Origin of the sequence: Enterocloster aldenensis (assembly GCF_003434055.1) — a bacterium.
Lineage (GTDB): Bacteria > Bacillota > Clostridia > Lachnospirales > Lachnospiraceae > Enterocloster > Enterocloster aldenensis.
This window is the reverse complement of the sequence record NZ_QVEX01000001.1, coordinates 816,461-840,957: the sequence shown is the minus strand read 5'-3', so window position 1 is coordinate 840,957 and position 24,497 is coordinate 816,461. Positions and strand designations below refer to the sequence as shown.

The 24,497-nt window shown below is 47.0% G+C and carries 26 protein-coding genes and 3 pseudogenes; 19 read left to right on the top strand and 10 right to left on the bottom strand.

What is annotated here, in order from left to right; genetic code table 11:
- Positions 1–10 precede the first annotated feature (10 nt).
- The 4 genes from DWX59_RS03890 to DWX59_RS03875 are packed head-to-tail and all read left to right on the top strand — an operon-like array spanning position 11 to position 5,017.
- Positions 11–655 (top strand): TetR/AcrR family transcriptional regulator, encoded by a 645-nt coding sequence (locus DWX59_RS03890; protein WP_117556359.1) that lies wholly within the window; start codon positions 11–13, stop codon positions 653–655.
- On the top strand, positions 652–1,947 hold the full coding sequence (locus DWX59_RS03885; protein ID WP_117556357.1) for an MFS transporter: 1,296 nt from the start codon (positions 652–654) through the stop codon (positions 1,945–1,947). The genes DWX59_RS03890 and DWX59_RS03885 overlap by 4 nt, the downstream gene beginning before the upstream one ends.
- The gene (locus DWX59_RS03880; RefSeq protein WP_117556355.1) at positions 1,937–4,255 is read left to right on the top strand and encodes an ABC transporter permease; all 2,319 of its coding nucleotides are present in this window, start codon (positions 1,937–1,939) and stop codon (positions 4,253–4,255) included. The genes DWX59_RS03885 and DWX59_RS03880 overlap by 11 nt, the downstream gene beginning before the upstream one ends.
- 3 nt (positions 4,256–4,258) lie before the next feature.
- Positions 4,259–5,017, top strand: coding sequence for an ABC transporter ATP-binding protein (locus DWX59_RS03875; protein ID WP_117556353.1), 759 nt, complete (start codon positions 4,259–4,261; stop codon positions 5,015–5,017).
- 194 nt (positions 5,018–5,211) lie between these two features.
- Here DWX59_RS03875 and DWX59_RS29760 read toward each other — a convergent pair.
- The 3 genes and pseudogenes from DWX59_RS29760 to DWX59_RS03860 all read right to left on the bottom strand — a co-directional run bounded on the left by DWX59_RS29760 (position 5,212) and on the right by DWX59_RS03860 (position 6,605).
- Positions 5,212–5,642, bottom strand: a pseudogene (locus tag DWX59_RS29760) (GNAT family N-acetyltransferase).
- Between the two features lie 199 nt (positions 5,643–5,841).
- A complete protein-coding gene (locus DWX59_RS03865; RefSeq protein WP_117556351.1) occupies positions 5,842–6,039 on the bottom strand; it encodes a hypothetical protein in 198 nt (65 codons plus the stop codon).
- Positions 6,040–6,044: 5 nt separating this feature from the next.
- Entirely contained in the window at positions 6,045–6,605 is a 561-nt protein-coding gene (locus DWX59_RS03860; RefSeq protein WP_117556349.1) for a YdeI/OmpD-associated family protein, read from the bottom strand.
- Between the two features lie 330 nt (positions 6,606–6,935).
- Here DWX59_RS03860 and DWX59_RS03855 point away from each other — a divergent pair, with 330 nt between their 5' ends.
- A complete protein-coding gene (locus tag DWX59_RS03855) occupies positions 6,936–8,030 on the top strand; it encodes a DNA alkylation repair protein (protein ID WP_117556347.1) in 1,095 nt (364 codons plus the stop codon).
- A gap of 78 nt (positions 8,031–8,108) precedes the next feature.
- On the opposite strand, the gene DWX59_RS03850 is transcribed toward DWX59_RS03855, so the two are convergent.
- From DWX59_RS03850 to DWX59_RS03845, 3 genes are all read right to left on the bottom strand, one after another.
- Positions 8,109–8,609 carry a hypothetical protein gene (locus DWX59_RS03850; protein ID WP_117556345.1) on the bottom strand — a complete coding sequence of 167 codons (501 nt, stop codon included), beginning with the start codon at positions 8,607–8,609 and terminating at the stop codon, positions 8,109–8,111.
- 243 nt (positions 8,610–8,852) lie between these two features.
- The gene (locus tag DWX59_RS29170) at positions 8,853–9,080 is read right to left on the bottom strand and encodes a hypothetical protein (RefSeq protein ID WP_235844900.1); all 228 of its coding nucleotides are present in this window, start codon (positions 9,078–9,080) and stop codon (positions 8,853–8,855) included.
- A 30-nt stretch (positions 9,081–9,110) separates the two neighbouring features.
- Positions 9,111–9,269 (bottom strand): hypothetical protein, encoded by a 159-nt coding sequence (locus DWX59_RS03845; RefSeq protein WP_227116318.1) that lies wholly within the window; start codon positions 9,267–9,269, stop codon positions 9,111–9,113.
- A gap of 314 nt (positions 9,270–9,583) precedes the next feature.
- On the opposite strand from DWX59_RS03845, the gene DWX59_RS03835 reads away from it, so the two are divergent.
- The 5 genes from DWX59_RS03835 (at position 9,584) to DWX59_RS03815 (ending at position 12,282) form a co-directional block, all read left to right on the top strand.
- Entirely contained in the window at positions 9,584–9,883 is a 300-nt protein-coding gene (locus DWX59_RS03835) for a YciI family protein (RefSeq protein WP_117556340.1), read from the top strand.
- Positions 9,884–9,913: 30 nt separating this feature from the next.
- Positions 9,914–10,291 (top strand): hypothetical protein, encoded by a 378-nt coding sequence (locus tag DWX59_RS03830; RefSeq protein ID WP_117556338.1) that lies wholly within the window; start codon positions 9,914–9,916, stop codon positions 10,289–10,291.
- Positions 10,292–10,364: 73 nt separating this feature from the next.
- Complete coding sequence (locus DWX59_RS03825) at positions 10,365–11,036, top strand: helix-turn-helix transcriptional regulator (RefSeq protein ID WP_235844898.1); 672 nt, start codon at positions 10,365–10,367, stop codon at positions 11,034–11,036.
- 101 nt (positions 11,037–11,137) lie between these two features.
- Positions 11,138–11,722, top strand: a complete 585-nt coding sequence (locus tag DWX59_RS03820; RefSeq protein ID WP_117556334.1) for a sugar O-acetyltransferase — start codon at positions 11,138–11,140, stop codon at positions 11,720–11,722.
- A gap of 200 nt (positions 11,723–11,922) precedes the next feature.
- Positions 11,923–12,282, top strand: coding sequence for a hypothetical protein (locus DWX59_RS03815; protein ID WP_117556332.1), 360 nt, complete (start codon positions 11,923–11,925; stop codon positions 12,280–12,282).
- 102 nt (positions 12,283–12,384) lie between these two features.
- On the opposite strand, the gene DWX59_RS03810 is transcribed toward DWX59_RS03815, so the two are convergent.
- Both DWX59_RS03810 and DWX59_RS03805 read right to left on the bottom strand, forming a co-directional pair.
- Positions 12,385–13,236 carry a hypothetical protein gene (locus DWX59_RS03810; RefSeq protein WP_117556330.1) on the bottom strand — a complete coding sequence of 284 codons (852 nt, stop codon included), beginning with the start codon at positions 13,234–13,236 and terminating at the stop codon, positions 12,385–12,387.
- Between the two features lie 53 nt (positions 13,237–13,289).
- Positions 13,290–15,344 (bottom strand): hypothetical protein, encoded by a 2,055-nt coding sequence (locus DWX59_RS03805; RefSeq protein ID WP_207660395.1) that lies wholly within the window; start codon positions 15,342–15,344, stop codon positions 13,290–13,292.
- A gap of 186 nt (positions 15,345–15,530) precedes the next feature.
- Here DWX59_RS03805 and DWX59_RS29755 point away from each other — a divergent pair.
- A pseudogene (locus DWX59_RS29755) lies at positions 15,531–15,629 on the top strand (DUF6783 domain-containing protein); the annotation flags it as partial.
- Here the strand turns inward: DWX59_RS29755 and DWX59_RS29750 are convergent.
- A pseudogene (locus DWX59_RS29750) lies at positions 15,591–15,896 on the bottom strand (DUF6783 domain-containing protein); the annotation flags it as partial. The pseudogenes DWX59_RS29755 and DWX59_RS29750 overlap by 39 nt on opposite strands.
- 365 nt (positions 15,897–16,261) lie before the next feature.
- On the opposite strand from DWX59_RS29750, the gene DWX59_RS03795 reads away from it, so the two are divergent.
- The 7 genes from DWX59_RS03795 to DWX59_RS03765 all read left to right on the top strand — a co-directional run bounded on the left by DWX59_RS03795 (position 16,262) and on the right by DWX59_RS03765 (position 22,554).
- Entirely contained in the window at positions 16,262–17,377 is a 1,116-nt protein-coding gene (locus DWX59_RS03795; protein WP_117556328.1) for a mandelate racemase/muconate lactonizing enzyme family protein, read from the top strand.
- Between the two features lie 10 nt (positions 17,378–17,387).
- Positions 17,388–18,467, top strand: a complete 1,080-nt coding sequence (locus DWX59_RS03790; protein ID WP_117556326.1) for a TRAP transporter substrate-binding protein — start codon at positions 17,388–17,390, stop codon at positions 18,465–18,467.
- Positions 18,468–18,502: 35 nt separating this feature from the next.
- On the top strand, positions 18,503–18,997 hold the full coding sequence (locus tag DWX59_RS03785) for a TRAP transporter small permease (RefSeq protein WP_117556324.1): 495 nt from the start codon (positions 18,503–18,505) through the stop codon (positions 18,995–18,997).
- Positions 18,994–20,283 carry a TRAP transporter large permease gene (locus DWX59_RS03780; RefSeq protein WP_117556322.1) on the top strand — a complete coding sequence of 430 codons (1,290 nt, stop codon included), beginning with the start codon at positions 18,994–18,996 and terminating at the stop codon, positions 20,281–20,283. Before DWX59_RS03785 ends, DWX59_RS03780 begins: the two co-directional genes overlap by 4 nt.
- Before the next feature lie 63 nt (positions 20,284–20,346).
- Entirely contained in the window at positions 20,347–21,033 is a 687-nt protein-coding gene (locus DWX59_RS03775; protein ID WP_117556320.1) for a GntR family transcriptional regulator, read from the top strand.
- A 2-nt stretch (positions 21,034–21,035) separates the two neighbouring features.
- Complete coding sequence (locus DWX59_RS03770) at positions 21,036–21,602, top strand: YcxB family protein (protein ID WP_117556318.1); 567 nt, start codon at positions 21,036–21,038, stop codon at positions 21,600–21,602.
- Positions 21,603–21,606: 4 nt separating this feature from the next.
- The gene (locus DWX59_RS03765; protein ID WP_117556316.1) at positions 21,607–22,554 is read left to right on the top strand and encodes a 3-hydroxyacyl-CoA dehydrogenase family protein; all 948 of its coding nucleotides are present in this window, start codon (positions 21,607–21,609) and stop codon (positions 22,552–22,554) included.
- A 101-nt stretch (positions 22,555–22,655) separates the two neighbouring features.
- Here the strand turns inward: DWX59_RS03765 and DWX59_RS03760 are convergent, their stop codons facing one another.
- A complete protein-coding gene (locus DWX59_RS03760) occupies positions 22,656–23,342 on the bottom strand; it encodes a cyclic nucleotide-binding domain-containing protein (RefSeq protein WP_117556314.1) in 687 nt (228 codons plus the stop codon).
- A gap of 235 nt (positions 23,343–23,577) precedes the next feature.
- Here DWX59_RS03760 and DWX59_RS03755 point away from each other — a divergent pair, with 235 nt between their 5' ends.
- A complete protein-coding gene (locus DWX59_RS03755; RefSeq protein ID WP_117556312.1) occupies positions 23,578–24,492 on the top strand; it encodes a phosphate/phosphite/phosphonate ABC transporter substrate-binding protein in 915 nt (304 codons plus the stop codon).
- Positions 24,493–24,497: the final 5 nt, after the last annotated feature.

Genomic DNA, 24,497 nt, shown 5'->3' with positions numbered 1-24,497 from the left:
GAGGCTTACCATGAGGATTGTAAAGGAAGCAAATGTCCGCAAGAACGAGATATTAGATGCAGCCGGGATTTTATTTTCGGAAAAAGGATACGACAATACAAGCGTCACAGACATTATGAATGCCGTGGGGATTGCAAAGGGTACCCTTTATCATCACTTCAAGTCAAAAGAAGATATTATGGATGCGCTGATTAAACGTCAAACCGATGCCATTTTTTTAGGCGCTAAGAAAATAGCAGAGGATAAAAGCATTCCTGTAAAGGAGAGGATCATCCGGACCATCCTGGCGCTTCATGTGGACCGTTCGCAGACCCAGGGGCAGAAGATGATGGAACAGCTGCACAAGCCGCAGAATACACAGATGCATGAAAAAACCAAAAAGATTGTTTTCATGGGTGTCCCGCCAATCCTGGCCGATATGGTAGCGGAAGGGGTCCAACAGGGGATTTTTGAAACCTCACATCCTCTGGAATGCATGGAGATGGCATTGTGTTATTTGGATGTCATGCTGGATGACAATGTGTTGGGGCTGACACAGGCCCAACGTCAGGAAAAAATCCAGGCCTTCATCTATCACCTGGAAAGGCTTCTTGGGGTAGGGGAAGGTGAACTCGCAGCATTTGAACAAGCATTTACAGGAAGGCAGGGTGAATGAAAAATAATACAGGTAAATCCTTTGGGGCATTCATGCTGCTCTGGTCCGGCGGTTTTATTTCAGCCATTGGAAGCGGTCTCACGTCCTTTGGCCTGGGCGTTTATATCTTTCAGCAAACCGGGAAAGCGTCCCAGATGGCGCTGGTCACATTGCTTGCGTTCCTGCCTTCGCTTCTGTTAGGCCCCGTGGCAGGGGTGTTAGCTGACCGGCATGACCGCAGGCTTTTGATGGTTCTGGGAGACAGCCTTTCCGCGGTGGGCCTGCTGTTCATCCTGGTGAGCCTGATGCAGGGTGAGGCGCGGCTTTGGCAAATCTGCGTGGGAGTAACCATCAGCTCCGTGTTCGCGTCCCTCCTGGAACCCGCTTATAAAGCCACCATCACAGACCTGCTGGATCCGGAACAGTACAGCAAAGCCAGCGGCCTGGTACAGATTGCCGGCTCTGCCAAATATCTGGTTTCGCCTGTTCTGGCCGGTTTCCTTCTCACCATCTCCGATATCCGGCTGCTGCTTCTCCTTGATATCTGCACCTTTTTTGTAACGGTTTCCACAACCCTGGCAGTGAAAAAAGGTCTTAAGGGCAGGAAAGCGGAAAAAGGGTCCTCGTTTTCTGCAGAGCTGAAAACAGGCTGGGACGCCCTGACCGGCAAAAAGGGGATACTCACCCTGGTTGTCATGGGCGCGCTTATTACCTTTTGTCTGGGGGTCATACAGACCCTTGCCTCACCGATGGTCTTAAGCTTTTCAGACAGCGTCACCCTTGGGACGCTGATGACGGTTATCACATTGGGAATGCTGGTGTCCAGCGCGGTCCTTGGCGGGATCAGCATCCAAAATGGATACGCCGGGCTTCTCTCCCTGTCCCTTTTTGGGGCCGGGATCTTCATGGCCTTATTCGGGCTGCGGGAAAATGTTGTGTTCATGGGCGCGGCCGGCTTCCTTTTTTTCGCCATGCTGCCGTTTGCCAATGCCAGCCTGGATTACCTGCTGCGCACCAATATTGAAAACCGCTTACAGGGACGCGCCTGGGGCATGATTGGGCTGATTTCGCAGCTTGGATACGTGGCGGCCTATGCGGTTTCCGGACTGTTGGCGGATTACGTGTTCACGCCTCTGCTTCTGGACGGGGGCCCGCTTTCAGAAAGCGTTGGAAAAATCCTTGGCACAGGGCCGGGCCGGGGCATCGGACTTTTAATCATCCTTGCCGGGCTGCTGCTTTGCGTCACCTCAGGCATCCTGCTTTGCATGAAATCCATCCGCAGCCTGGAAAACGGAGGATTATATGAACCGTAAAATGATATGGAAAAACCTTGTAAGAGGCAAAGCAGTGCCGCTTATCACAATCCTTTTTATTTCCGTGGCCGCTATGCTGCTGTCACTTGCCGCCATCCTTACCGTAAACCTGTGTGGTGCGGTTGGCCGGCTCATGACGGATGCAAGGACGCCCCATTTTATGCAGATGCATACAGGGGACATTGACATGACCAGGCTGGAGGACTTTGCGGACCATAACGGTAATGTGGCGGATTTCCAGGTGGTTCCCTTTTTGAATGTGGAAAATACCCATATTATCTTAGATGGGAACAGGCTTACGGACAGCGTCCAGGACAATGGTTTTTGCACCCAAAGCAGACAGTTTGATTTCCTCCTTGATTTGGAAGGGCGGCCGGTAAAACCGCAGAGCGGTGAATTATATGTGCCTGTCTGTTATTTTAAGGATGGGACTGCAGACGTGGGTGACCCGGCTTTTATATGCGGCAGGCCTTTTTACGTGGCAGGCTTTATCCGTGATTCACAAATGAATTCCACCCTGGCTTCTTCCAAACGGTTTGTGATAAGCGAAGAGGATTATTCCCAGCTTGTAACCTTTGGCAATGTGGAATATTTGATTGAATTCCGCCTGCATGACCTGTCAGGACTGAGCGCTTTTGAGACTGCTTACAGCGCGGCCGGACTTCCGGCCAACGGGCCTGCGCTTACATGGCCGTTGTTTCAGATGATTAGCGGGATTTCAGAGGGCATCATGATTGCAATCCTTATCTTGATTGGGCTCCTTGTAATCGTTGTTTCACTGTTATGCGTCCGTTTTACGCTTTTAGCCAAAATTGAGGACGATTACCGTGAAATCGGAGTCATGAAGGCAGTCGGGATGCGGGTATCGGATATCAGGGGAATCTACCTGGGGGTCTATGCGGTCGTGGCAGCCATTGGAAGTGTTTTTGGATTCCTCCTTTCCCTTTTGTTTCAGGACGTATTACTGGAAAGCATCCGCCTGAATTTAGGCGGCAGCGGGAATCATGTCACGGCCCTGCTGTTTGGCGGCGCGGGCGCATCGATTGTATTCCTGCTGGTTCTGCTTTATGTAAATGGAAGCCTGAGGCGGTTTCGGACCATTTCTGCGGCGCAGGCAATCCGGTTTGGCGCACAGGCCGACCCACCACACAACTTAAGGACGGTCAGGCTGTCTGGGAACAGCGTCTTTTCCTCCAATTTCATGCTTGGGCTGAAGGATGTCCTGGCAAGAAAGGGGCTCTATCTTACGATGACAGCGGTAATCATCCTGGCAAGTTTCATTATGATTGTACCGCAGAATCTGTTCCATACCATTTCCGGGGATGATTTTGTCACAAACATCGGGGTGGGAAAATGCGACCTGCGCATGGACATCCAGCAGACCGGGCAAATCCCCGAAAAGACAGGGGATATTGGCCGCTATATGGAAAATGACCCGGATATTACTGACTATGCCATGTTTGTCTCCAAGATTTTCCAGGTCAGGCTGGACAGTGGGGGAACCGGGAACCTTAAGGTGGAGCTGGGCAATCATGCCGTATTCCCGCTTCAATATACACAGGGCCGCCTGCCTGTTAAGGAAAATGAAATTGCTATTTCGGCCATGTGCGCGGATGAAATGGAGAAGCATGTGGGCAATCAGATTACCTTACTGACGTTTGACGGGGAAAAACAGCTGACGGTCTGCGGGATTTATTCTGACATCACCAATGGAGGTAAGACCGCCAAAGCGGTTTTTACAGATACCTCCACGGCACCGGTTTGGAGCCTGGTCTGTGCGGATCTGGCAGACAAAAGCAGGTTATCTGACAAAATTACGGAGTATGCGGCCCGCTTTTCCTATGCAAAAGTTTCAGGGATTGACCAATACATGGAGCAGACCTTTGGAGGGACCCTGCAGTCGGTGCAGGCAGCGTCGCGGATTGCAGGCCTTGTCTCAGCGGTCATTGTGTTACTGGTAACATTATTGTTCATGAAAATGCTGACGGCAAAAGACCGGTATTCCATTGCTGTGCTGCGGGCCATTGGATTTACCGGCTCAGACATTAAACGGCAGTATGCATGGCGCGCGTTTCTGGTACTGTCCGCAGGGATATTACTGGGAACGGTACTGGCGGGGACCCTGGGAGAAAAGCTGTCCGCTGCAGCAGCGTCCTGGTTTGGGGCAGCGGCATTCCGTTTTGCCATTGATCCGCTGTCCACTTATTTATATTCCCCGCTGATTTTGGTCTGTTCCGGTCTGCTGGCAACCATATGGGGAACCGCTGATGCAGGCCATGTGAAATTATGCCAATCCATAAAGGAGTAAGCCATGAAACAGTTATTATCCGGTAAGAAAATCATAAAAACCTTTGGTGTGGGAGAAGAAAAACACAGGGTCTTAAATGAGGTATCCGTTACAATCGGCAGCGGCGAGTTTGTATCCATCATGGGGCCCTCGGGTTCGGGAAAATCCACACTGCTTTATGCCCTCAGCGGAATGGACGGTATTGACAGCGGGGAGGTGGCCTTTGAGGGGCGCAGACTGTCCGGTTTGTCAGACGATGCGCTGTCTGATCTTCGCAGGAACAGGATGGGTTTTGTTTTCCAACAGCCAACCCTGTTGAAAAACCTCAATATTTTAGACAATATTATTTTACCCCAGACCCGGGACCGCAAAAGGAACGTGAAGCAGCTGACTGCGAAAGCCAGGCTCCTGATGAGGCAGATGGGGATTGAGGATCTGGAGGAGAGGGATATTACCCAGGCTTCAGGCGGCCAGCTTCAGCGGGCCGGTATCTGCCGCGCCTTAATGGGTGAACCGGGAATCGTGTTTGGCGACGAGCCCACCGGGGCCCTGAATACAAAGGCGGCAAAAGAGATAATGGAGCTTTTTACAAAAATCAACCAGGATGGCATTGCAATCCTTCTGGTTACACATGACCCGAATATAGCAGCCAGGACCGAGCGGGTGCTGTTCCTGAGTGATGGGGAAATCCTTGACCAATGCAGATTATCAAAGTATACGGAAAGGGATTTTGATAAAAGAGTAAGTGAAATCATAAGAAGGATGCAGAAGATGGAAGTTTGATAGATATAATTTAAGAAGTATTAAGAAGTGATAACTTTTGTTTGCGGAACGGAATCCAACTTAAAAAGAACCGGGAGGGCAGCCAATTCCTGACTGCCAAGCCCGGTTCTTTCATGGGGATGTTTTCTGTGCCCTGCCCCGCCATCCGTCCGGATCAAGGCAGATAATCTGTGCTTGGCATAACCGCAGCAAATTTACCATTCAATGAAGCCATGTATACATGATTGACAAAACCAGCAGGCAGCGTTTGCCCGTTCCATTCCAAGTCTTTTGCTGTATTGTCCAACAACCGCCCGGCCTGCTTCTGCAGCAATTCCTTTATGCCAAAATTCTTTGCGAAGTCCATAGCCCAAGTCATGACTATGATTTGTAGTAACGTTGACATATCCAATCGGATAATTGTCTTCTTTTATACAGATTGCGTAGTTATATGCACATTTCTGAGCGTACTTAACTGCAAATTGCCTTTCTAAAACTGCTTTGCTTCGTCCATGGTTTTCAGGGGATACCATGGCAAAAACCGATTGACTTCTTTATCACTATAAATTTTAAACAAGGCTTCCAAATCGTTTTCAGAAAATTTCCTTAATATAAACCGTTCTGTTTCAAGTGTTGGTGTATTCATGTTTCCCTCTCAAAAATCCGGTTTGCAGCGGCTTATCCGCCTAAGACCTGTTTGAAAATCCATTCCGCCATCTGCGCGGCCCTCTTCGCGGTATATTCGGGTTTGCTTTTTCCAGTCAACGGAAAGTAGCCTTTCCAGAACTTGATACGCCATTTAGAAAAATGATATTCCCCTTTTTCATTAAACCTTACCTCAGCGGTTATAAATCAATGTTTATTTTGTACTCATCATCAATCAATATATAGTTTGCCCTGTTTTTTTGAGCAAGTTCTAAGACTTGTGCATTCTCTTCCAACACACGTTCCAAAGTACAATACGTATCATCTAAACGGTGTTCTATAGCATTCGCATTTCTTTTTATGTCATGAAAATGATTTTTAATATAGCTCTCGCTCATAAGATTTACATCGGTTTTAGATTCCTATTGAGCCTATCTACCATCCATGCAATCCGCCTTTCCCGCCCGGCCTCTGTCTTTGCGTCAAAATATGCCCGCGTGTAGGTTTTCTTGACTGATAAAGACATCGCCTGAAAATTATCATAAGCGGGCCCGTACACTTTTAGTAAACCAGATAAAAGGGCTATCTGTTCCTCTGTCACCGCCGGGGATTTGGGGGTATCCCATTGTCCGTTCTTTTTGGCGTCCTCTATTTTCTTCCTGCCCCAATCGGTCATAAGTCCTTGTTCTTCAAGGCTTTTAACCAATGCCTTGTTTTTCTCCGACCACTTACTATTTTCCCTGCGTGAAGAAAAATATTTCTTGTAAGTTTTGTCATCAATGCTTTTCATCTGTCCGTCAATCCAGCCAAAGCAGAGGGCTTCTTCAAGCGCTTCGCCTGCCTTTATTGTTTTCGGCCCGCCCGCTTTTCCAAATAGAAGCCAGATACCGGCATTGGACAGGCAATGGTCAGAAAGCCATTGTCTGAATTCTTCCCTGCTGGCAAATTCCATTATGTCACTCACTATGTGCACCTCCTCCCGTCCGCCGTCTCTGCCTAGGGGGTGCTTTATAATTCATTCCAGCACAGCTGACGGAAAGCAATTTTCAAACACACCCTAAGGCGGACAAACCCATAACTGGTTTTTCTTATTTTACTATCCACTCATAAAAATGTCAAACAGCTCATTTCGTCCCATTATTTTCTGTTATTGTGTATAACCCTGTATGTCCGCTTCGGAATTCTGCCTTCTTTCCAGCCTTAACAGCCTTTGCTATTTTTGCTGAAAAATATGTGAAGTAATGTTATACTAAAAAAGTTGTGGGAGATTGTCAAAAGAATCGAGGAACCATATATGGGAAACGCAATAAAAGACAGATACAATTACGAATCGCTCCGCAAACTGGCCTTGGATATTAAGTCAGTTTACAGTGATTTCCAAACAGATGGTTTTCTGCAGGCAACAATCGATGAAACGTGGGAGGCGCGGGAGTTAAAGGACCGGATTACAAGGATCAGTGAAAATCTGGGGAAATACCTGCCCGCGGATTTTGAAACGGCTGTTGGTATTATGGATCAGATTGTCATGAACTATGGCTCATGGCTTGATAATTACGCAGGCTTCTTTCCTGGTTTTGTTGAACTTTACGGGCGGGATGAAGCCAATTGGGATATTTCCATGGCGGCTTTGGCAAGATATACGCAGTACGCGTCATCGGAGTTTGCGGTAAGATGGTTTATCATAAACCATGAGGAGCGTATGATGAAGCAGATGTACGCCTGGTCAAAGGACGAAAATGAATGTATCCGAAGACTTGCAAGCGAAGGCTGCCGCCCGGCGCTGCCGTGGGGGCAGGCATTAACCGGTTTTAAAAAGGACCCTGCTCCAATCCTGCCCATATTAAGGCAGCTGAAGGCCGATTCCTCCCTGCATGTGCGTAAAAGCGTGGCCAATAATCTGAATGATATTTCAAAAACCCATCCGGACCTTGTTATGGAACTTGCAAAGGACTGGTATGGGAAGAATGCATATACGGACTGGATTGTAAAGCACGGGTGCAGGACCCTGCTTAAAAAAGGCAGCAGTGAGGTACTGGCCCTCTTTGGCTATGAGTGCGCGCCTTCAGTGGAGGTTCAGGATTTCAGACTGGGGGAAACAGCTATTTCGATTGGGGAGGATGTGACATTCTCATTTGAAATCCTTGCAGAAGAAGCATCGAAAATAAGGCTGGAATACGGGATTGATTATGTAAAAGCCAGTGGAAAGAGAAACCGGAAACTATTTAAGATATCTGAAATTTCATTGGGGAAAAATGAGAGAAAGGCCTATAAGAAGAAACACTCCTTTGCAGATGTGGGTGTAAGGAAGCATTATCCGGGAATCCATTCCATTGCCCTGATTGTAAATGGGACGGAGCGGGACACAAGGGATTTTAGGCTGAATCCTTGAAATGGCTTTCGACAGCAGCGGCCGGCCGTCCTGTGCTTGCTGCTGCCAAAGCAGCCCATAAACTGAAATTGATAAGACTTAGCTGTCCTGTGGCTGTGAAGCCGATTGACGCACAGTAACTTCGGCACAGATCAGTTCAGCTATATGCTCCGCTGTTTCATTGGTCAGCAGGAAAAACATTCCGTCATTCCGGCATTTTTTATATGTTCCGCCATCCAGGTCATAAACAAAACCTTTAACACAGGTATCACTGCAGGCATTAGGGTCAATAAGCCTCTTACAGTCACGGGAAGCAGTCATTTTTTTCTGCATATCAGCAGGAAGGGAAGCAATCACATCCTCATATTTACCGGCATTGTCACCGTAAATACGCGCTAAAATGCCTGATTTGCGAAACACCCAATTCATCACAGTCTTTTTCTCCAGCTGGTATGAAGCAGTGTAACCGCTCTTTGCTTCCTTGATTACAAGGTTACAGCCTAGTTCTATCAGCTTGTTATTAAGTTTATCGACAAACGCCTGGTGTTCTGGCGCAACTGCCGATTGAAACTCTTTGAATGATACTTTTTCCTTTACCATTATCTTTCCTCTCTTAAATCCCGATTGGTTCAATACGATTCAAAATAGTCTTCCGGCTGAAGCTTGGATTGCATCCCTGCCGGACAGCTGCGGTTTTTGTAGTATAACATATAATGAAAGGATTTACAATGAACCCGTTTTTATGTTATCCTTTTTAGCAGTTTGGCCGGTCATGGTGTGAACTGACAGCGTCATTTGCAAACGGATGCAGGAAATGGGGAAAGGTATTCTTAGACCGTGTTTTTATTCCAACCATGGATCAGCATGATGGCCCCCGTACATGTTCCATCTGGGACTATCAAGCTGCCATGGCTCCCCGCTTCCATACTGCTTCAGTAACAAATCCGCCTCATCCTCCGGGAAAAAGCCTTCACGTACAGTCTGCATTTCCCCGTCCACAAGCTGCTGCTCCTTCAGATAGATGCCTTTAGCTGACCTGGCCGTCATTTCCTGGCCCTCAACAGGCTCCACATCCCAGGTGCCCTCAGAGGGGTCATATCCTCAGGTCTGGATTAGCTTTCCGGACACCGTGTGGGGAATCTCTGCAAATGCCTCCTCCGGCGCAAACACCTCCTTGGGCGCCTTCACACGGCTCCCGGAACATCCGGTGGACGCCAGCACACCGGCAATCAGCACGCATATCATAAATGTTTTTTTCATAAAACCTCCTGCACTTAACGCTCATTTGACAGGCCCATTATACCATAGGCTGTCCCCTTCCGACATAAGTTTTGCCTGTCCGGAAAGCAGACATTGCGCACAGGCGCCCGAATTCCATTGGCGGTAATGCGAAGGTATGGATTCGTACCATAAGGAATGGATATTCCTGCCTCCCGGAAATCAGGCAAGGGGATTTTGAGGACCCGAAAATATTTTCCCCAAAATATGACATGCTCATGTCGCATTCCTAATGATATAATGGAAGGGAACAATGAACCATGCTGTAAAAATCAAATCCCGGAGGAGGATACAAGATGGAAAAGCTGATGTACATGGTCATGCTTGAAAAGAGCAAGACCTATAATAAGATGACAAAGAAGGTTGTTACAGAGCATGTGGAGAATATAAGAAGGCTGGATGATGAGGGAAAGCTGGAAATCTGCGGCGTGTTTAAAGGATATCCGGGCATGGCAGGTATGTATATCCTGAAAACAGACAGCCGGGAGGAGGCAGAAGCGCTTTGTGATAGGGAACCCTTGGTTATGGGAGGATATGCAGCCTGTAAATTGGTTGCCCTGCAGATTGCGGATCGGGAAAATAACTATTTGCTGTAAGCTGGGAATAAAACAAAGGAGAAATCTGATATGCCATTTACCGAACTATGTATTTACCAGGTCAAACCGCAAAAGACGGAGGAATTTGAAGCGCTGATGCTTGAAGCGAAAAGTTTTCTGGAAGAACAGGAGGGAATGCTTTTCCTTCGTCTTATCAAAAGAGGGTATCATATAGATATGGAACAAATTAAAGAGGGGCTTGCGCCGCTTAAACTTACCCGTATTGTAAAAAGCGTTAAGTATATGCTCTATTGGGAATTTGATACGAAAGAAAACTATGGGGCGGCGCAAAAGAATCTTTACAACAGCTACTGGAAACCCATTGAAAAATGTCTGATAGTTCCGCATGACAAATATTTAGGAGAGCCGCTGTTTAGCGGAACACCAGCCCAACCGCCTGCCGGATGATGGAGGGGGAATTTCCTTACTGGAAGGTTTTTCATTGGATAAGTCCTATTTCACGCAAGCGGAGCAGAGAAATATGGTTCAGGCATTGCAGATCCTGAAATCCTCAAATTATCCGGATGCGGATAAGGCCTTAAACAAAGTTGCCGGGCTGTTCAGCCATGATTTGCAGCCGCAGTGGCTGGAGATTGATTTTTCCTATTGGGGCAGCCCTGAAAAGGAACGGGACAATATCACTGTTTTAGAGCGCGCAATCATCAATAAGTATGTGATTGCATTTACTTATTTTAATTCTGAACTGACGGTAACCAATCAGCTGGCCGAGCCGTTAAAATTGGTTTTTAAATCGCACGCCTGGTATCTTGTTGCTTATTCAAGGCACAAAAATGCTATCCGTACATATAAGATGTCCCGCATAAGAAATCTTCAAATAACAGATGCGTTGTTTGACCGTGAACTGCCGGAGGACTTTTCCATTACGCCTGCCTGTAAAGAAGAAAACGATATACCTGTATTCAAATTGCATTTTTCTGAAAAGATAGCCTATAAAGTCTACGACGAATTTCAAGAGAAGTATATTAAGAGGTTGGATGACGGTACGCTGGAAGTGACATTCAGATACCGGCTCAGTGATTGGACATTCCTTTACCTGCTTTCCTTTGGGGAGTATGTGGAAATAATCGAGCCCGCCAAAGCCAGGGATATATTAAAAGAAAAGGCAGGAAAGATATTTTCTATGTACGGATAAATGGCAGGCAGCGCAGCGTTTCGTAATGTTTTTTGTTTTAGCCATCGCGGGTATGGTATAATAAATAAAAAATGGATTTGGCTGTATACGTGGAGGGAATCATGACTGAAAGAGAAAAAATGTTAGCCGGACAGCTTTATGACTGTGGGGATACTGAACTTTTATCACAATGGCACAAGGCAAAGGATCTGGTCAGGGATTATAACCAGACTGATTCTGCGGACACAGAAGAAAAAGAGCGCATCCTGAATGAACTGTTAGGCGGAAGGGGAAAGAACCTGTGGATTACGGCGCCCTTTTATGTGGATTATGGGAATAACATTTATTTTGGCAATCATTGCGAAGTAAATATGAACTGTACTTTTTTAGATGATAACAAGATCATGATTGGGAATAATGCCTTAATTGCTCCAAATGTTCAAATATATACTGCTTTTCACCCAACCAATGCCATGGAACGGTTTGGAAGCCCAAAAGAAGATGGGACGTTTGAATTTTGCAAAACCCAGACAGCTCCGGTCATAATTGGAGACAATGTCTGGATAGGCGGAGGAGCCATCATCATGCCTGGGGTGACAATCGGCAATAATGTCGTGATTGGGGCAGGCAGCGTTGTCACAAAGGATATACCGGATAACACCGTTGCATATGGGAATCCTTGCAGGGTGATGAGGGATAACAGCTAAATTCACGTGTTGGGGATTCTTCATGCATGGAGAAAATGTATGGATAAGCTGTGTACATACAGAAACTGAAAAAATGGACATACTGGAAGAAAATGGAAATAATAGCAAAAACTGTAGATTGATATTTACCTATTGATAGTTTGTAATGTTTCGTGTATCCTATTTTTAGTAAATCTGTACTTGTAAAGGAGAAATTAATATTGGACTATAAGAAAAAAGCAATTGATTGTGTAAAGGACACGGTTCTGCCCATTCAGCGCGCGCAATTTGAAGAATGTGGATGCAGCTTAGATGAGCAGTATAAAAAATATGGTAACACGGAAATGCTCATTGCAAGAGTAATCGAACCTGGACATATCTATGAAATAGGATATCCTAAATGTGTTTGTGATGAGGTTTTATCCGGCAAGGTAACGGATGTGTCCCATTGTGAATGCTCAAGGAACAGCGTTCTATATATTTTACAGGATTTGATGCCGGACAAGGATATACAAGTTGAAATAATACATACTGTATTAGGCGGGGCGGATGATTGCCGATTTAAGGTGACGGTTAGCTGATACACTTCTACAAAAAGGATGCTGCGGATTCTGGCATAAACTGCCCTTGTTGACGCAGCATCCTAAAAAATTGTCTGACTGCCATGCAAATGAACCGTTATCTTATTTTATCAGCCCCATACATCGTTTCGTTTCCTCTGTGGTGTCAACACATGGGATGGATTTAAGGAAGTCTTCTGCATTTATATGTTCATAGTATGCCTTAACTACTGTTTGGACCAGTCCTAAGGACACCACCGCCCGCTCCGTAGGCGTAAACTGCCCATAGGGGGTGGAAAGGCGGATCCGTTCCATCTGCTGTTCTTTTTCCTTATCAATGATGGAATAAGTTTGGAAATCGCCGTTTGGCAGATTGACACGCACCTCTGCGACAAACTGGTTGTCTATCCCGTAAAACTGGAAAAATCCATCCTGGGACTCCAATATCAGGAAATCCTCCCTGCCCTCTTCAATCATCATGATGTAAGGAGTGATATCCCGGTATGGCACATTTTCTATGACCTGACCCGAGGGAAGCTGGACATTGATGGCGCGGTGGACAACGTGTTTGGTGGGGAATTTACCATCTGCGAACAGGAGTGCCACATCGAAGAAGCTTTTTACATTGTCCTCAGGCCCATTTAACATCCGTTTGTGGGCCTTTGTAATGGGGGATATCTGAGCGCTTGTCCGGTTCTTCAGGACCGGCATTCCGTTGTCCATGTACCACGCAAAGCCCTTTTCACCTAACTGAAGGCGCAGCATGGTCTCACCCAGGTAAATACCATAGTGGACAGCAATATTCCACAATGTATCCGCACCTTCCCTGCCGTCGTATTCTGCAAGATGGTTATAATACTCCCCTAAGATAGATTCCACTTCCGCAATGCTTTTTTCCGAATAATCAAGTATGATGCCGCTCTTTAAGGCATGTGCAGCGGCCCTGTCCGCAATTTCCTGATAATTTAAATCCATTCCATCCTCCTTTGTCCTGGTTGCCGATCCAAACGGTTTTCCCTACCGGGCTCTTACTCACAGCCATAAGAAGCAATATAATCGACTTTGGGTACGATCATATAAGTCTGGACCTGTGTAATGCCAGTCCCTTCTATCAAGGATACATTTAATATATAGTAGTATGATTCCTCATCATAATACAGCCGGAATGTAAAAACCTTTCCTTCTATTTCCTTAAACCAGAGCTGGACCGGCCGGCCCAAAGTCCCGCCCGCCTTCTCATCGTATCCCAATCCTGCAATCCCCTTATGGGTGAATTGATATATGCCGGTGTAAATACTGTTGTAAGACTTACTTTTTGAGATATACTCATCTTTCTGATCATTATTGAAGTCAATTTTATAAAAAGTATCATAAGGGGATGTAACGGAACCTAGCCTTAGGAGCTTATCCTGGTCAATCTCAGGCGTTTCATCACCCAAATAGACTGCATCCTCCTTGGTCAGGTATGGCAGGTCCATCAATTCTGTTTTTATCCCTTCCAGGTATCCGGTAACAGCGGGTCCGTAATAAGCCTGATTATCATATATTTTCTGCCACTGATAGGTTTTGGGGACCGCATCGATAAGGATATCCTGTCCGCCTTCTGGTATCAGCTGATGGATACGGGTACGGTCAAGATAGCGCGGGGATTCATACCACGGCGACGGCCGTTCGGCAATATATAATCTGCCGGAATATTCAATCACCTTTGCCCACAGATGCGTAGGCTGATAGGTGCTTACATAGGTCAGACGGCCGGCAGCCTTTTGATAGATATGTAAATCCCCAACTTTTCCCACAGCATTATACTGCAATAAAAGAAAGTAATCAGTACTGCCAAGGGTTATCTGATACACAGACTGTGTACCGCCTTCAAGTGTGCTTTCGGCATATCCGGTGTATGCTCCATATCTGCTGTGAAAAGTATTCTCATTCATCCGATACAGTTCCATTCCCAGCTCACTGTTTAAATCGTCCAGGGAGCCATCTGTCAGTAAACCTTCCAGGATTTCTGTGAAATCATCAGGTATATCACAATTATTTTCAATGGTAACAGAAGGTCCCTGTACTTTTAGTAAAAATACTTCAGCCATATCCTGCAGATTATAAGGAAATGCCTTGTCCAGATCCGGATCCTGGTATATCAAAGGTTTATAGATGGAAACATCCGTACCAATGCCGAACTCCGTAACCCGGATATCCGTGGGTTCCAATACAACCATATAATCCATTAGGATGGTGTGTTCATCACGTTCCTGTATTCTGGCATCAATAAGATACTGCAAGCCGGATTGAATTTCCTGGTACAAAGTAAATGTGACTATTTTCCCATTGATGTTTTTAAACCACATATCAACGGACCGATAGTCCTCATCCTCCCATTCCTCCACCGATGCCGGGCATGGCCGGAAATCCCCGTCATACCAATTGACCCTATGTGCAAATGGCTGCTGGTAACCTGGAGGGGATTTTGTGAATATCTCGTCGTTCCCATCATTGTTTATATCCATCCTATACATACGGCTCCAGTCTATGGCCTGGCCTTCCGTATCATAATCCCAACTGTCCGTATCCTCATTCGGGAATGGCCGCTCCTCATTCAGGTATGCCCATTCATCCCCATGAAACGTTTCTTTTGCTCTGTTTGCATAGACAACGTCATATAGAATGTCTCCAAGATAGTCCTGGACAAGGCGTATATCCGGATTATTTTCATTGCGGTAAAGGAGGTCTGGTTCTGATATATCAAATGTCCGGTTAAAACATATGCTGTCTACGATATTGGATAGCTTGAAGCAATTGCGGTTCAGCATGAACATCTGCAGATTGACTGTCCCGGCAGAATCATCATAACAGCTTGCAGCATAATAAAATGCATTTTCATACTGAAATAACGAAAAAAGTCGGACGTCATCAAGATAATTGCTGTTAAGGTAAGTATAGCCCTCCTCGCCCTTGGTCAGCATATAAATATAGGAACTGGTCCCACGTCCGTCCTTTTCAAACGCAATCAACTCATCAATTCCGTCACCGTCCGTATCACAGCCATAGAATACATATCCGGATCTGTTTGTATTGAACATATATTTTGTTGTTTCATCCGTCATATCAAGCAATGAGAAAAATTCGTCATGGGTAATACGGTAATCCCTGTCATTCAGATGATTTAAATATCTTATGCAGCTATCGGCGTCTTCCTGATACATCCTTTCCTTTAAATCACTGACTAATTCAATTGGAAACCCGAAAGAGTTTTCAGCTGGCGTAGGGTGTGTTTGAAAATTCATTCCCGCCATCTGCGCGCCCCACTTCGCGGTATATTTGGTCCCAATTCGGTCAACGTAGCCCGCTACGCCTCCCTCATCGGGACCAAATCTCCCACAAAGTGGGACGCACAGCTGACGGAAAGCAATTTTCAAACACACCCCAGGATCCGCCTGGGGCTTGGGGGTATATGTATAGTCCCTAACAAGCAAGGATAAACCGCTGTCTGTCAGAGGCAATGCCGGTATATCCTGATGGGGCTGGTCTTGGGACAGGTTTGCGGATGCGTTTACAGATGAACCCGTATCCGCGGAACAGGCGGTTAAAAGAAGTATGAGAATACTTAGGCTTATGATTGGAATGAATCGCATGGACACCTCCTGATTTACGTTTCATTTAATTTTTGGTCCATGGCCTTATAGGGAACCGTCCTCCACAACGTGGATTTCCCATGCGTTGAATGGCATTGCTGTGCAGTAATTATATTCAGTATGTTCCTATACTTTTTATTTGTCAAGAGGTTTCTGGACCATCCAACTCCGCTAAATCCTCCGCCCAATAACCCTATATTGCAGGGCGGGATGATGGGGGAGGGATACAACTGCACTTATGGGACAGCACATTGAAAACAGTTCATATTTTGTCAACAAAAATGTATACATTTTTGTTGACAAAAATAAATGCAAATGTTATTCTAATCATAGGTTAAGGAGAAAGGAATCAGAGGAGGTATTTTATGATCATCACAGCGGTAGAACCAATCATGCTTTGTTATAAACCCGAAGCAGCTCCCCGGGATGGACTGGCTAATATTCCTACCCGGGATGTCTTTCTGGTTAAGGTACATACAGATGAGGGGATTACCGGAATTGGGGAAGGGTTCGCATTAAGTTCCCTTAAGTCAACAGCAGTCCTTGTGGAAGAAACACTGGCGCCGCTCATTATTGGGAAGGATCCAATGATGATTGAGGAACTGTGGAATCTCATGTACCAGCAGACCTTCCGGTATGGGCGCAGGGGTATCCTGATTGCCGGATTAAGCGCAATCGATATTGCATTGTGGGATATCTTAGGAAAGAAAACAGGCCTTCCTGTTTACAAACTTCTTGGCGGGGCGAATCCTTCACTGATTCCCTATGCCAGCGCTGGATATTATATGGAAGGCAAGACCGTGGAGGATCTTGCGCATGAAGCATTGTCCTACAGGCAGATGGGGTTTGGCGTCATGAAGATGAAGATTGGCGGGGCGTCCATGGCAGAGGACCAGGAAAGGATACATGCGGTCAGGGAAGCGGCCGGGGATGATTTCAGGCTTGCGGTTGATGCAAATAATGCATATGACTTTAACGATGCGCTTAAAATGGCAAGGTTTTGTGAAAAGGAGGATCTTTTCTTCTTTGAGGAACCTCTTTCACCTGAATTCATGGAGGACAGCAAAAGGCTTGCGGATGCGGTGGATGTTCCCATTGCAGGGTATGAAACACAGCTTACCAGATATGGCATGAGGGATTTCATAACAAACAATGCAGTGGATATCGTACAGGTGGATGCAATCTGGTCTGGCGGCCTGACGGAATGCAGGAAAACAGCCATACTGGCCAGTACGTGGAATAAAACCATCATCCCTCATTTTTCCGCCGGGATTGTTTCCCTGATTGCCAATATCCATCTTGGGATGGGCGTACATAATTGTAAATATATGGAATATACACTTGATAAGAACCCGCTGAGGGATGAGCTTGGCATGGAACCGTTAAAGATGGAAAACGGCGTTGTCAAGGTTTCAGATAAGCCTGGCCTGGGCATTGAACTGAATGAGGATACATTAAGAAAATATAAAATCACATTATAGGAGGAAGAAAATGATGAAGAGAGTAGCGTTGGCAATGGCTGGTATGATGGTATTATCCCTGGCAGGATGTGGTTCTTCTAATTCCAATCCTGCAGCTGCCGCTGGGGCGGATAAGACAGCGGCAGACACATCCGCGGCAGCAGACACATCCGCGGCAGCTGCTTCAAGTGATGAAACCTATGAGTTTTCACTGAGCATGACCTATGATGTAAAGTCCCCCATGGCAGTGGCTGCGCAAAAGTTCAGCGATGATGTGAAGGAGGCCTCCGATGGAAGACTGGTCATTAATTTATTCACAAACAGTGCCCTGGGGAGTGAAACGGATTCCTACATTGCAGTGGCCGGTGATGAACTGGAAATGACGTGCGCCGGTGTGCAGGGACTGGATGCGTATGCACCAAGATACAGCTTTTTATCAGCTCCGTTCCTGTTTAAAGATACGGACCATATAAAGGCAGTGGTGGACAGTGAAATCGGGGATGGGATGAAAGAGGACTTTATTGAAGATAACCTCAGGATGCTGGGAATCGGGTACAGGACCCCGCGGGTGATGTCCTCCAACAAGCCTGTCCGCACCCCGGATGACCTGAACGGCCTTAAGATGAGGGTGTCCGAGATGTCCTCATGGGTATCTATATGGGGACCGGATACCCTTGGGGCAACTGCAATCACAATGCCTTTAGGCGAGCTGTACGGCGCGCTTCAGAATGGTACTGCGGAAGCCTCCGAGGGGCCTTATGAGCAGCTTGCCACGAATAAATTTTATGAGGTCCAGGATTATGTGATTAATACAAATCATGTGTATGAGTGGGTTGCGGTTTTTATCAGTGAAAAGACATATCAGAAATTGCCGGAAGATCTTCAGGATATCCTCAGCGAATACGCAGTGTCCAGCTTTGGGGATTATTGTACGGAACTGAATCAGGAAACCGCGGATTCGTATCTTCAGGAACTGGTGGACAATGGCATGGAAGTGATTGAGCCGGACAGGGAGGCTTTTCAGGAAAAAGCGCTTTCATCCTATGATAAATGGTTTGCCGATGAATGGACCGTTACAGACTATGATGAAGTCATGAGCTATGCAAAGTAAATGATGTGATACGTATGCTAAGGTGAGAGTGTCCTATGAAAAAGATGGAAGCGTTAAATAATAAGATTCTTAAGGCGGTTGAATGTCTGGCTGCAATCCTGATGGCCAGTATTGCAGTTATGATATTGATTCAGGTAATAAGCCGGGGGCTTAGGATTGGGCTTCAATGGCCGGATGAAATGTCCAGGTTCGCGTATGTTGCATTGGTTTTCCTTGGGAATATTGTTGCGGTATCCCGAAAAAAGAATATAACAATTACATTGCTCCTGGATTATCTGCCGGGTACTGCAAGGAAAATATTTGATGTTGCAATTGATATCCTGACCTTGCTGTTTGGCCTGTTTGCCATGAAAGGCAGTATCTTGCTCATGGGGTCGGCCGCAGGGGTGCATGCCAATTCCCTTGTGTGGTTCCAGCTGAACTATCTATATGGGCTAATCCTGTGCTGTCTGTTTTTCATGTGCCTGGAGTCCTGTATCAATATCATCATGGATGTGCTGCCAGATAAAGAAAAGGGGAACCGCCTATGAGCCAGATTGTATTTTTACTATTGCTGATAGCAATGTTCATGTTGGGAATCCCGGTCATGGTAAGCCTGGGCCTGACCTCCGTGGTCATGATGTTCGCAAAAGGCGGCGTCAAGTGGGCCACGATCATCCAGCAGATGATTGGCGGTCTGAATACATTTACATTGCTTGCCGTTCCCATGTTCCTGCTTGCGGGAAAGCTTATGAATTCAAGCGGGACAACAGACCGGCTGTTCGATTTTGCAAAGAAATTAGTGGGATGGCTTCCGGGCGGCCTTGCCCATGTCAATATTGTAAGCAGTATTATTTTCGCAGGTATGTCCGGCACGGCTGTTTCCGATGCCAGCGGTCTGGGAGTTATTGAGATTAGGGCAATGAATAAGGCCGGGTTTGATAAAGAGTTCAGCGCCAGCGTCACGGCGGCCTCCTCTACGGTGGGCCCGATTATCCCTCCCAGCCTGCCCCTGGTGGTTTATGGCACGATTTCAGGGGCTTCGGTAGGCGCTTTATTTATGGCAGGCATCCTGCCGGGGATACTGATGGCAATCATCATGATGGCGGTTGCATTTATTTTTGCCATTGTGAAACACTATCCCAAAGAAAAATTCCCATGCCTCTCAGAGATTGTAGCGGCGTTAAAAGAAGGATTCCTTCCGCTGATGGCCCCGGTCATTATTTTAGTCGGGATTTACACAGGCGTTTATACCCCTACCGAGTCAGCGGCCATTGTGGTGTTCTATTCCCTGTTTTTGGGGATTGTTATCTATAAGGAATTGTCGTTAAAGGATCTATATGCAATTCTTGTGGATTCTGTGATGGATGCGTCAACCATTGGCATCCTGGTTGCAGCGGCAACCTTGTTCGGCATGTGTATTGTCAGGGCGCTGATTCCCCAGACAATACTTGGGATTGTTACCCAGTCAGTAACCAACAGGACCCAGCTGCTGATCATTGTCAATATATTCCTGCTTGTTGTGGGGATGTTCATGGAAACCACTTCCGCCATTACAATCCTGACGCCCATCCTGATGCCGCTGTTAATTGCATTTGATGTGAATTTAGTCCAGTTTGGCATTATCATGGTGCTTAACCTGATGATAGGAGTCCTTTCCCCGCCCTTTGGGCTGGTATTGTTCGTTACGTCAAGGATAGGGGAGGTGCCTGTCCAGAGGATGGCAAAAGCCCTGCTTCCCTGGATTGCGGCTTTACTGATTGCATTGGCCTTCATTACGTTCATTCCTGAAATTTCACTGTATATCCCCAGGTCCATGGGATTAAGCATCGGATAGTACATGACTTATACATGGTCTTGATGTATAATAAGAGGCAAACAATAGAGTGAGGTGCTCAGAATGAAAAAAAAAGATACTGCAAATCCATTGTCTGATGAGGTCTATACTGCTTTAAAGAAAAAAATCCTCGACTTTGACCTTGTGCCGGGCCAGCTTCTCATGGTCCAGGAACAGGCAAATATATTCGGGATTAGCCGTACACCGGTCCGGGAAGCAATGGTAAGGCTGCGTGAAGAGGATATGCTTGTAGAGGCCACAGGAGGCAAATTCAGAGTATCTCAGATAACATGGTCGTTTATCAGTGACCTTTTTGATGCACGTATGGTCCTTGAAGGCCATGCAATTGAAAACATTAAAAACTACAGACCGGAGCATTTCCTGGAAGATTTATACCAAAGTATTGAAGCCCTGAAATACAATGTGGAAAATGACCAGGTGTATGAGTCCTTTGTGGAAGATAACCATTTCCACCAGATTATCGCCAGCTGCAGCAATAATTCCATTATGAAGGATTTATTGAAAAACCTTGGGGACCACCAGCTTAGAATCCGGTTCCTTGCGGTCCAGCTCCCGGGAAGGATGATACATACAATCCGTGAGCATACGGAAATATATCAGGCGATTAAAGACGGAAAATATGAAGACGCAGTGGACAAGCTCCATAACCATTTGAATGAGTCCCTGCAGGAATTGGATAAAAGCAGGAAGAATCCCATGAGCATCATCAGCAATCTGATAAAGGAATAAACATGTACAGGTTTGAAACCATCTATACAAGAGATAATATAAGAATCCTGGCCCGTGTGCAGGTCCACACATATTATTGGAAAAAACTGATAATGATGCTGCTGTCCGGCATGATCCTGATCGGCGTATCATTGACCTGGGTGAACAGCGGCCAGCTGACAGCCTTATTGGCAGCGGCCGGCTGCTGGCTATGCATCAGCCTGACCTATCCCGCCCAGTATCTGTCAAGAAGCATACATAAGAAAATGGGGTCCTGCAGCCGTGGATTCACATATCTGTTTCGTCAGGATGGAATCTGCGTTGAAAGCAGTGCAGGCAGAAATAGTATATCCTATGATCGGATCCACAAAATCATAGAAGCAAAAGAGGGGTTTTGTGTGTTCCTGACCCCATATTCCGGGTTTCTGCTGTTAAGGACGCATCTGAAGGACCAACATGGCACAGAAGCGTTTAAAGGGTTTCTAAAAGCGCGTACCGGCCTGACGGCGGAACACGAACAGGGAGTATTCCTGCGGATTATGAAGCTGCGTCTGATAAAAAAGAATGTGATTGAAAGCGGAAAGGTATGAAAAAATGAGAGACTGTATAATGGTTGTGGGCAGCGGCATGATGGGAAGCGGCATTGGCGCCATGAGCGCCCTTGCAGGCAACAGGACCATACTGGTTGATGTGGATGAAGCCCACGTCAGGTCCGGTATGGAAAAGGCAATGGCATGTATTGACCTGAGGGTGGGAAACGGACTCAATACAGCAGAGGAAGCAGAGGAAGCAAAAAAGCGGATGGAGACAAGCATCGATATGCTAAAAGCCGCTGCTTCTGCAAGAATGGTAATTGAGGCGGTTGTGGAACAGCTGGAGGTCAAACAGGCCCTGTTTGCAAAACTGGATGAGGTACTTCCTGTGGAAGTACCCATATGCAGTAATACCAGCGGCCTTAGAATTACGGATATCAGCGGGACATGTAAGAAGCCGGAGCGCACCGTAACCACACATTTCTGGCTGCCGGCCCACCTGGTTCCCCTTGTGGAGGTGGTGATGGGGGAAAAGACAGAGCGGGTGGTTGCAGAGGGCGTTCGGGACGAACTAAAGAAATGGAAGAAATCACCTGTGCTGGTACAGCGGGATTTGCCGGGCCAGCTGGCAAACCGTGTGTTCCAGGCCATTATCCGGGAATCGGTTGCCATTGTCGCCTCCGGTCTGGCCAGCGCTGAGGATGTGGATACGGCAATCAGCTGTGGGATGGCAATGCGGTTTCCGGAGTGGGGGCCATTAAAGCATCTGGACGCAATCGGTTTAAACCTTGGGCTTGCCGTACAGGAGGCAGTGCTGCCGGATATCTGCGCGGACAGGCAGGCCAATGAATACCTGCGCCATATGGTAGAAGATGGGAATCTGGGGGCAAAGACCGGCAAAGGCTTTTATGACTGGTCAAAGCTGAGCCTGGAGGAGGATATGGCCAAGCGTGATAAGTTTATCATCGAAGCAGTAAAAATAACATCAGAACTGAATCGCAGTGTTTAGGGGATTTTATACATAAGCCGCCGTCCTTCTTAATGGGCCGGCGGCTTATATGCGGAAGGCGCAACGCCGAAGTACCGCTTAAATACCTTGGAAAAATGTTACTAGGGCTGGGGATTTCCAATCACCAGTGTCCCGTTTGCAATCTCGCCCAGCCGTGTCCCATCCATGATGACATAACAGTTCCTGGCCTTCTTTAAGACCCCCATGGCACAGAAGCATTTCAGCATCCTAAGGAGATGGCGGTAGCTGGTATTGAGGATATCCGCGCAGTTGGTCAGCTGGAAGGTGAATATCTGGTCAATTGAGTATTCCAGGATAAAGCGGGAAAGCCGTACCTCCAGCGGGTCGGATAAGGTCTGGGACAGTTCATTTTCCGTGTTCAGCTTGCAGGTGAGGATTTGGCATATATTCTGGAGGAACAGCAGGTCGTTAAGCAGGAGCTGGCGGTATTTTGTCAGGTTGATGCCGATACAGGTGCATGGGGTCAGGGCCCTGACGCTGCGGCAGGGCGCCATCTGCCAGAGGGAAGCGGCCTCGCCGATAATGGTGAACTGGTGGCAGTAGCTGATGCAGGTGTTTTTATCATTGGTGGAGCAGGAGGAGATGATGACCTCGCCGTTCACAAGGAAGCACAGATATCCGGCCGGGTAACCGGCCTCCACCAGGTATTCGTTCTTGTCAAACAGGAGTAGCTCCGAGATGGAGAAAATATCAGCAGACATATATGTCTCAAGATGGTTGTCCCGGATATAGGAATGCAGTTTTTTCTCATTAAGATCCCGTTTCATATCTGTCCTCCCCTTTCAGTTCCATGAATCTGCTTCTCCCATTATAGTCAACGCCGGGTCCTGCCGCAAGAGCGGGAAGGCGTTTTTTGGTAAATTGGGGTAAAATGCCGGTAAACATTGTACAAAATGTGACATAGGTCATTTTGCGTTCCTGAGACAGTCTGGTATACTTGCTGTGAACTACATTGAAACAGACAAAGAAAACAGCGGTATCATCGAAAGGAGAAACAGGGACATGAAAAAGAAGGTTGTGGTCTGTATGGCGGTATTGGGGCTGGGTCTGCTGGCATTGGCAGGATGCGGTAAGAAGGAGGCGTCGGCAGATGCAAAGGAGCTGAATGTCCAGTTCGTGCCAACCAATAATGACGGTTCCATGGAGGCAAAGGCAAAGCCATTTGCACAATATCTGTCAGAGAAACTGGGATGCAAGGTAAATGTAACGCTGGCAACGGACTACTCTACGATTGTGGAAGCCATGGCTTCGGGAAAAGTGGATATCGGAATCATGCCTCCTGCCGCGTACGTGCAGGCAAGGGACCAAAAGGCGGCCGAAGCAATCCTCACTTCCCAGCTGGGCGCGTACAACCATGAAACAGGCCTTCCTGAGGAGGGGAAGCTCAGCGGCACATTTAAGGGAGAGGTACTGGTGAAGGCAGACAGCAGCCTTCAGACACTGGAGGATTTAAAGGGCAAAAGGATTGCCACATTAAGTCCCAATTCAGCCAGCGGCTATATATATCCGGTCGCGGAGATGAAGGACCTGGGCATAGACCCGGCCAAGGACTGCACCCTGACCACGGTCAATGATATCCCCAGCGAGATGACGGCTGTGTTAAGCGGGCAGCAGGATGCGTGTTTTGTATTTGAAGGGGCAAGGAATGTGTTTGCGTCCAAGTTCTCAGACCAGGACCTGCTTAAGGATTTAAGGGTGCTTTATCTCACAAAGGGGGACATCCCCAATGACGCCATTGCGGTCCAGACCGATATGGAGCCGGAGTTAAAGGCAAAGGTAAAGGAAGTGTTCCTGAACATGAAGAATGATGAGGCGGGCCAGGAGGCCATGTCTTTGTGGAACCACAAGGGATATGAGGAAGCGGATGATTCCGTGTACGATACGGTTAAGGACTATACGGCAAAGGCAGCTGAGTAGGATTG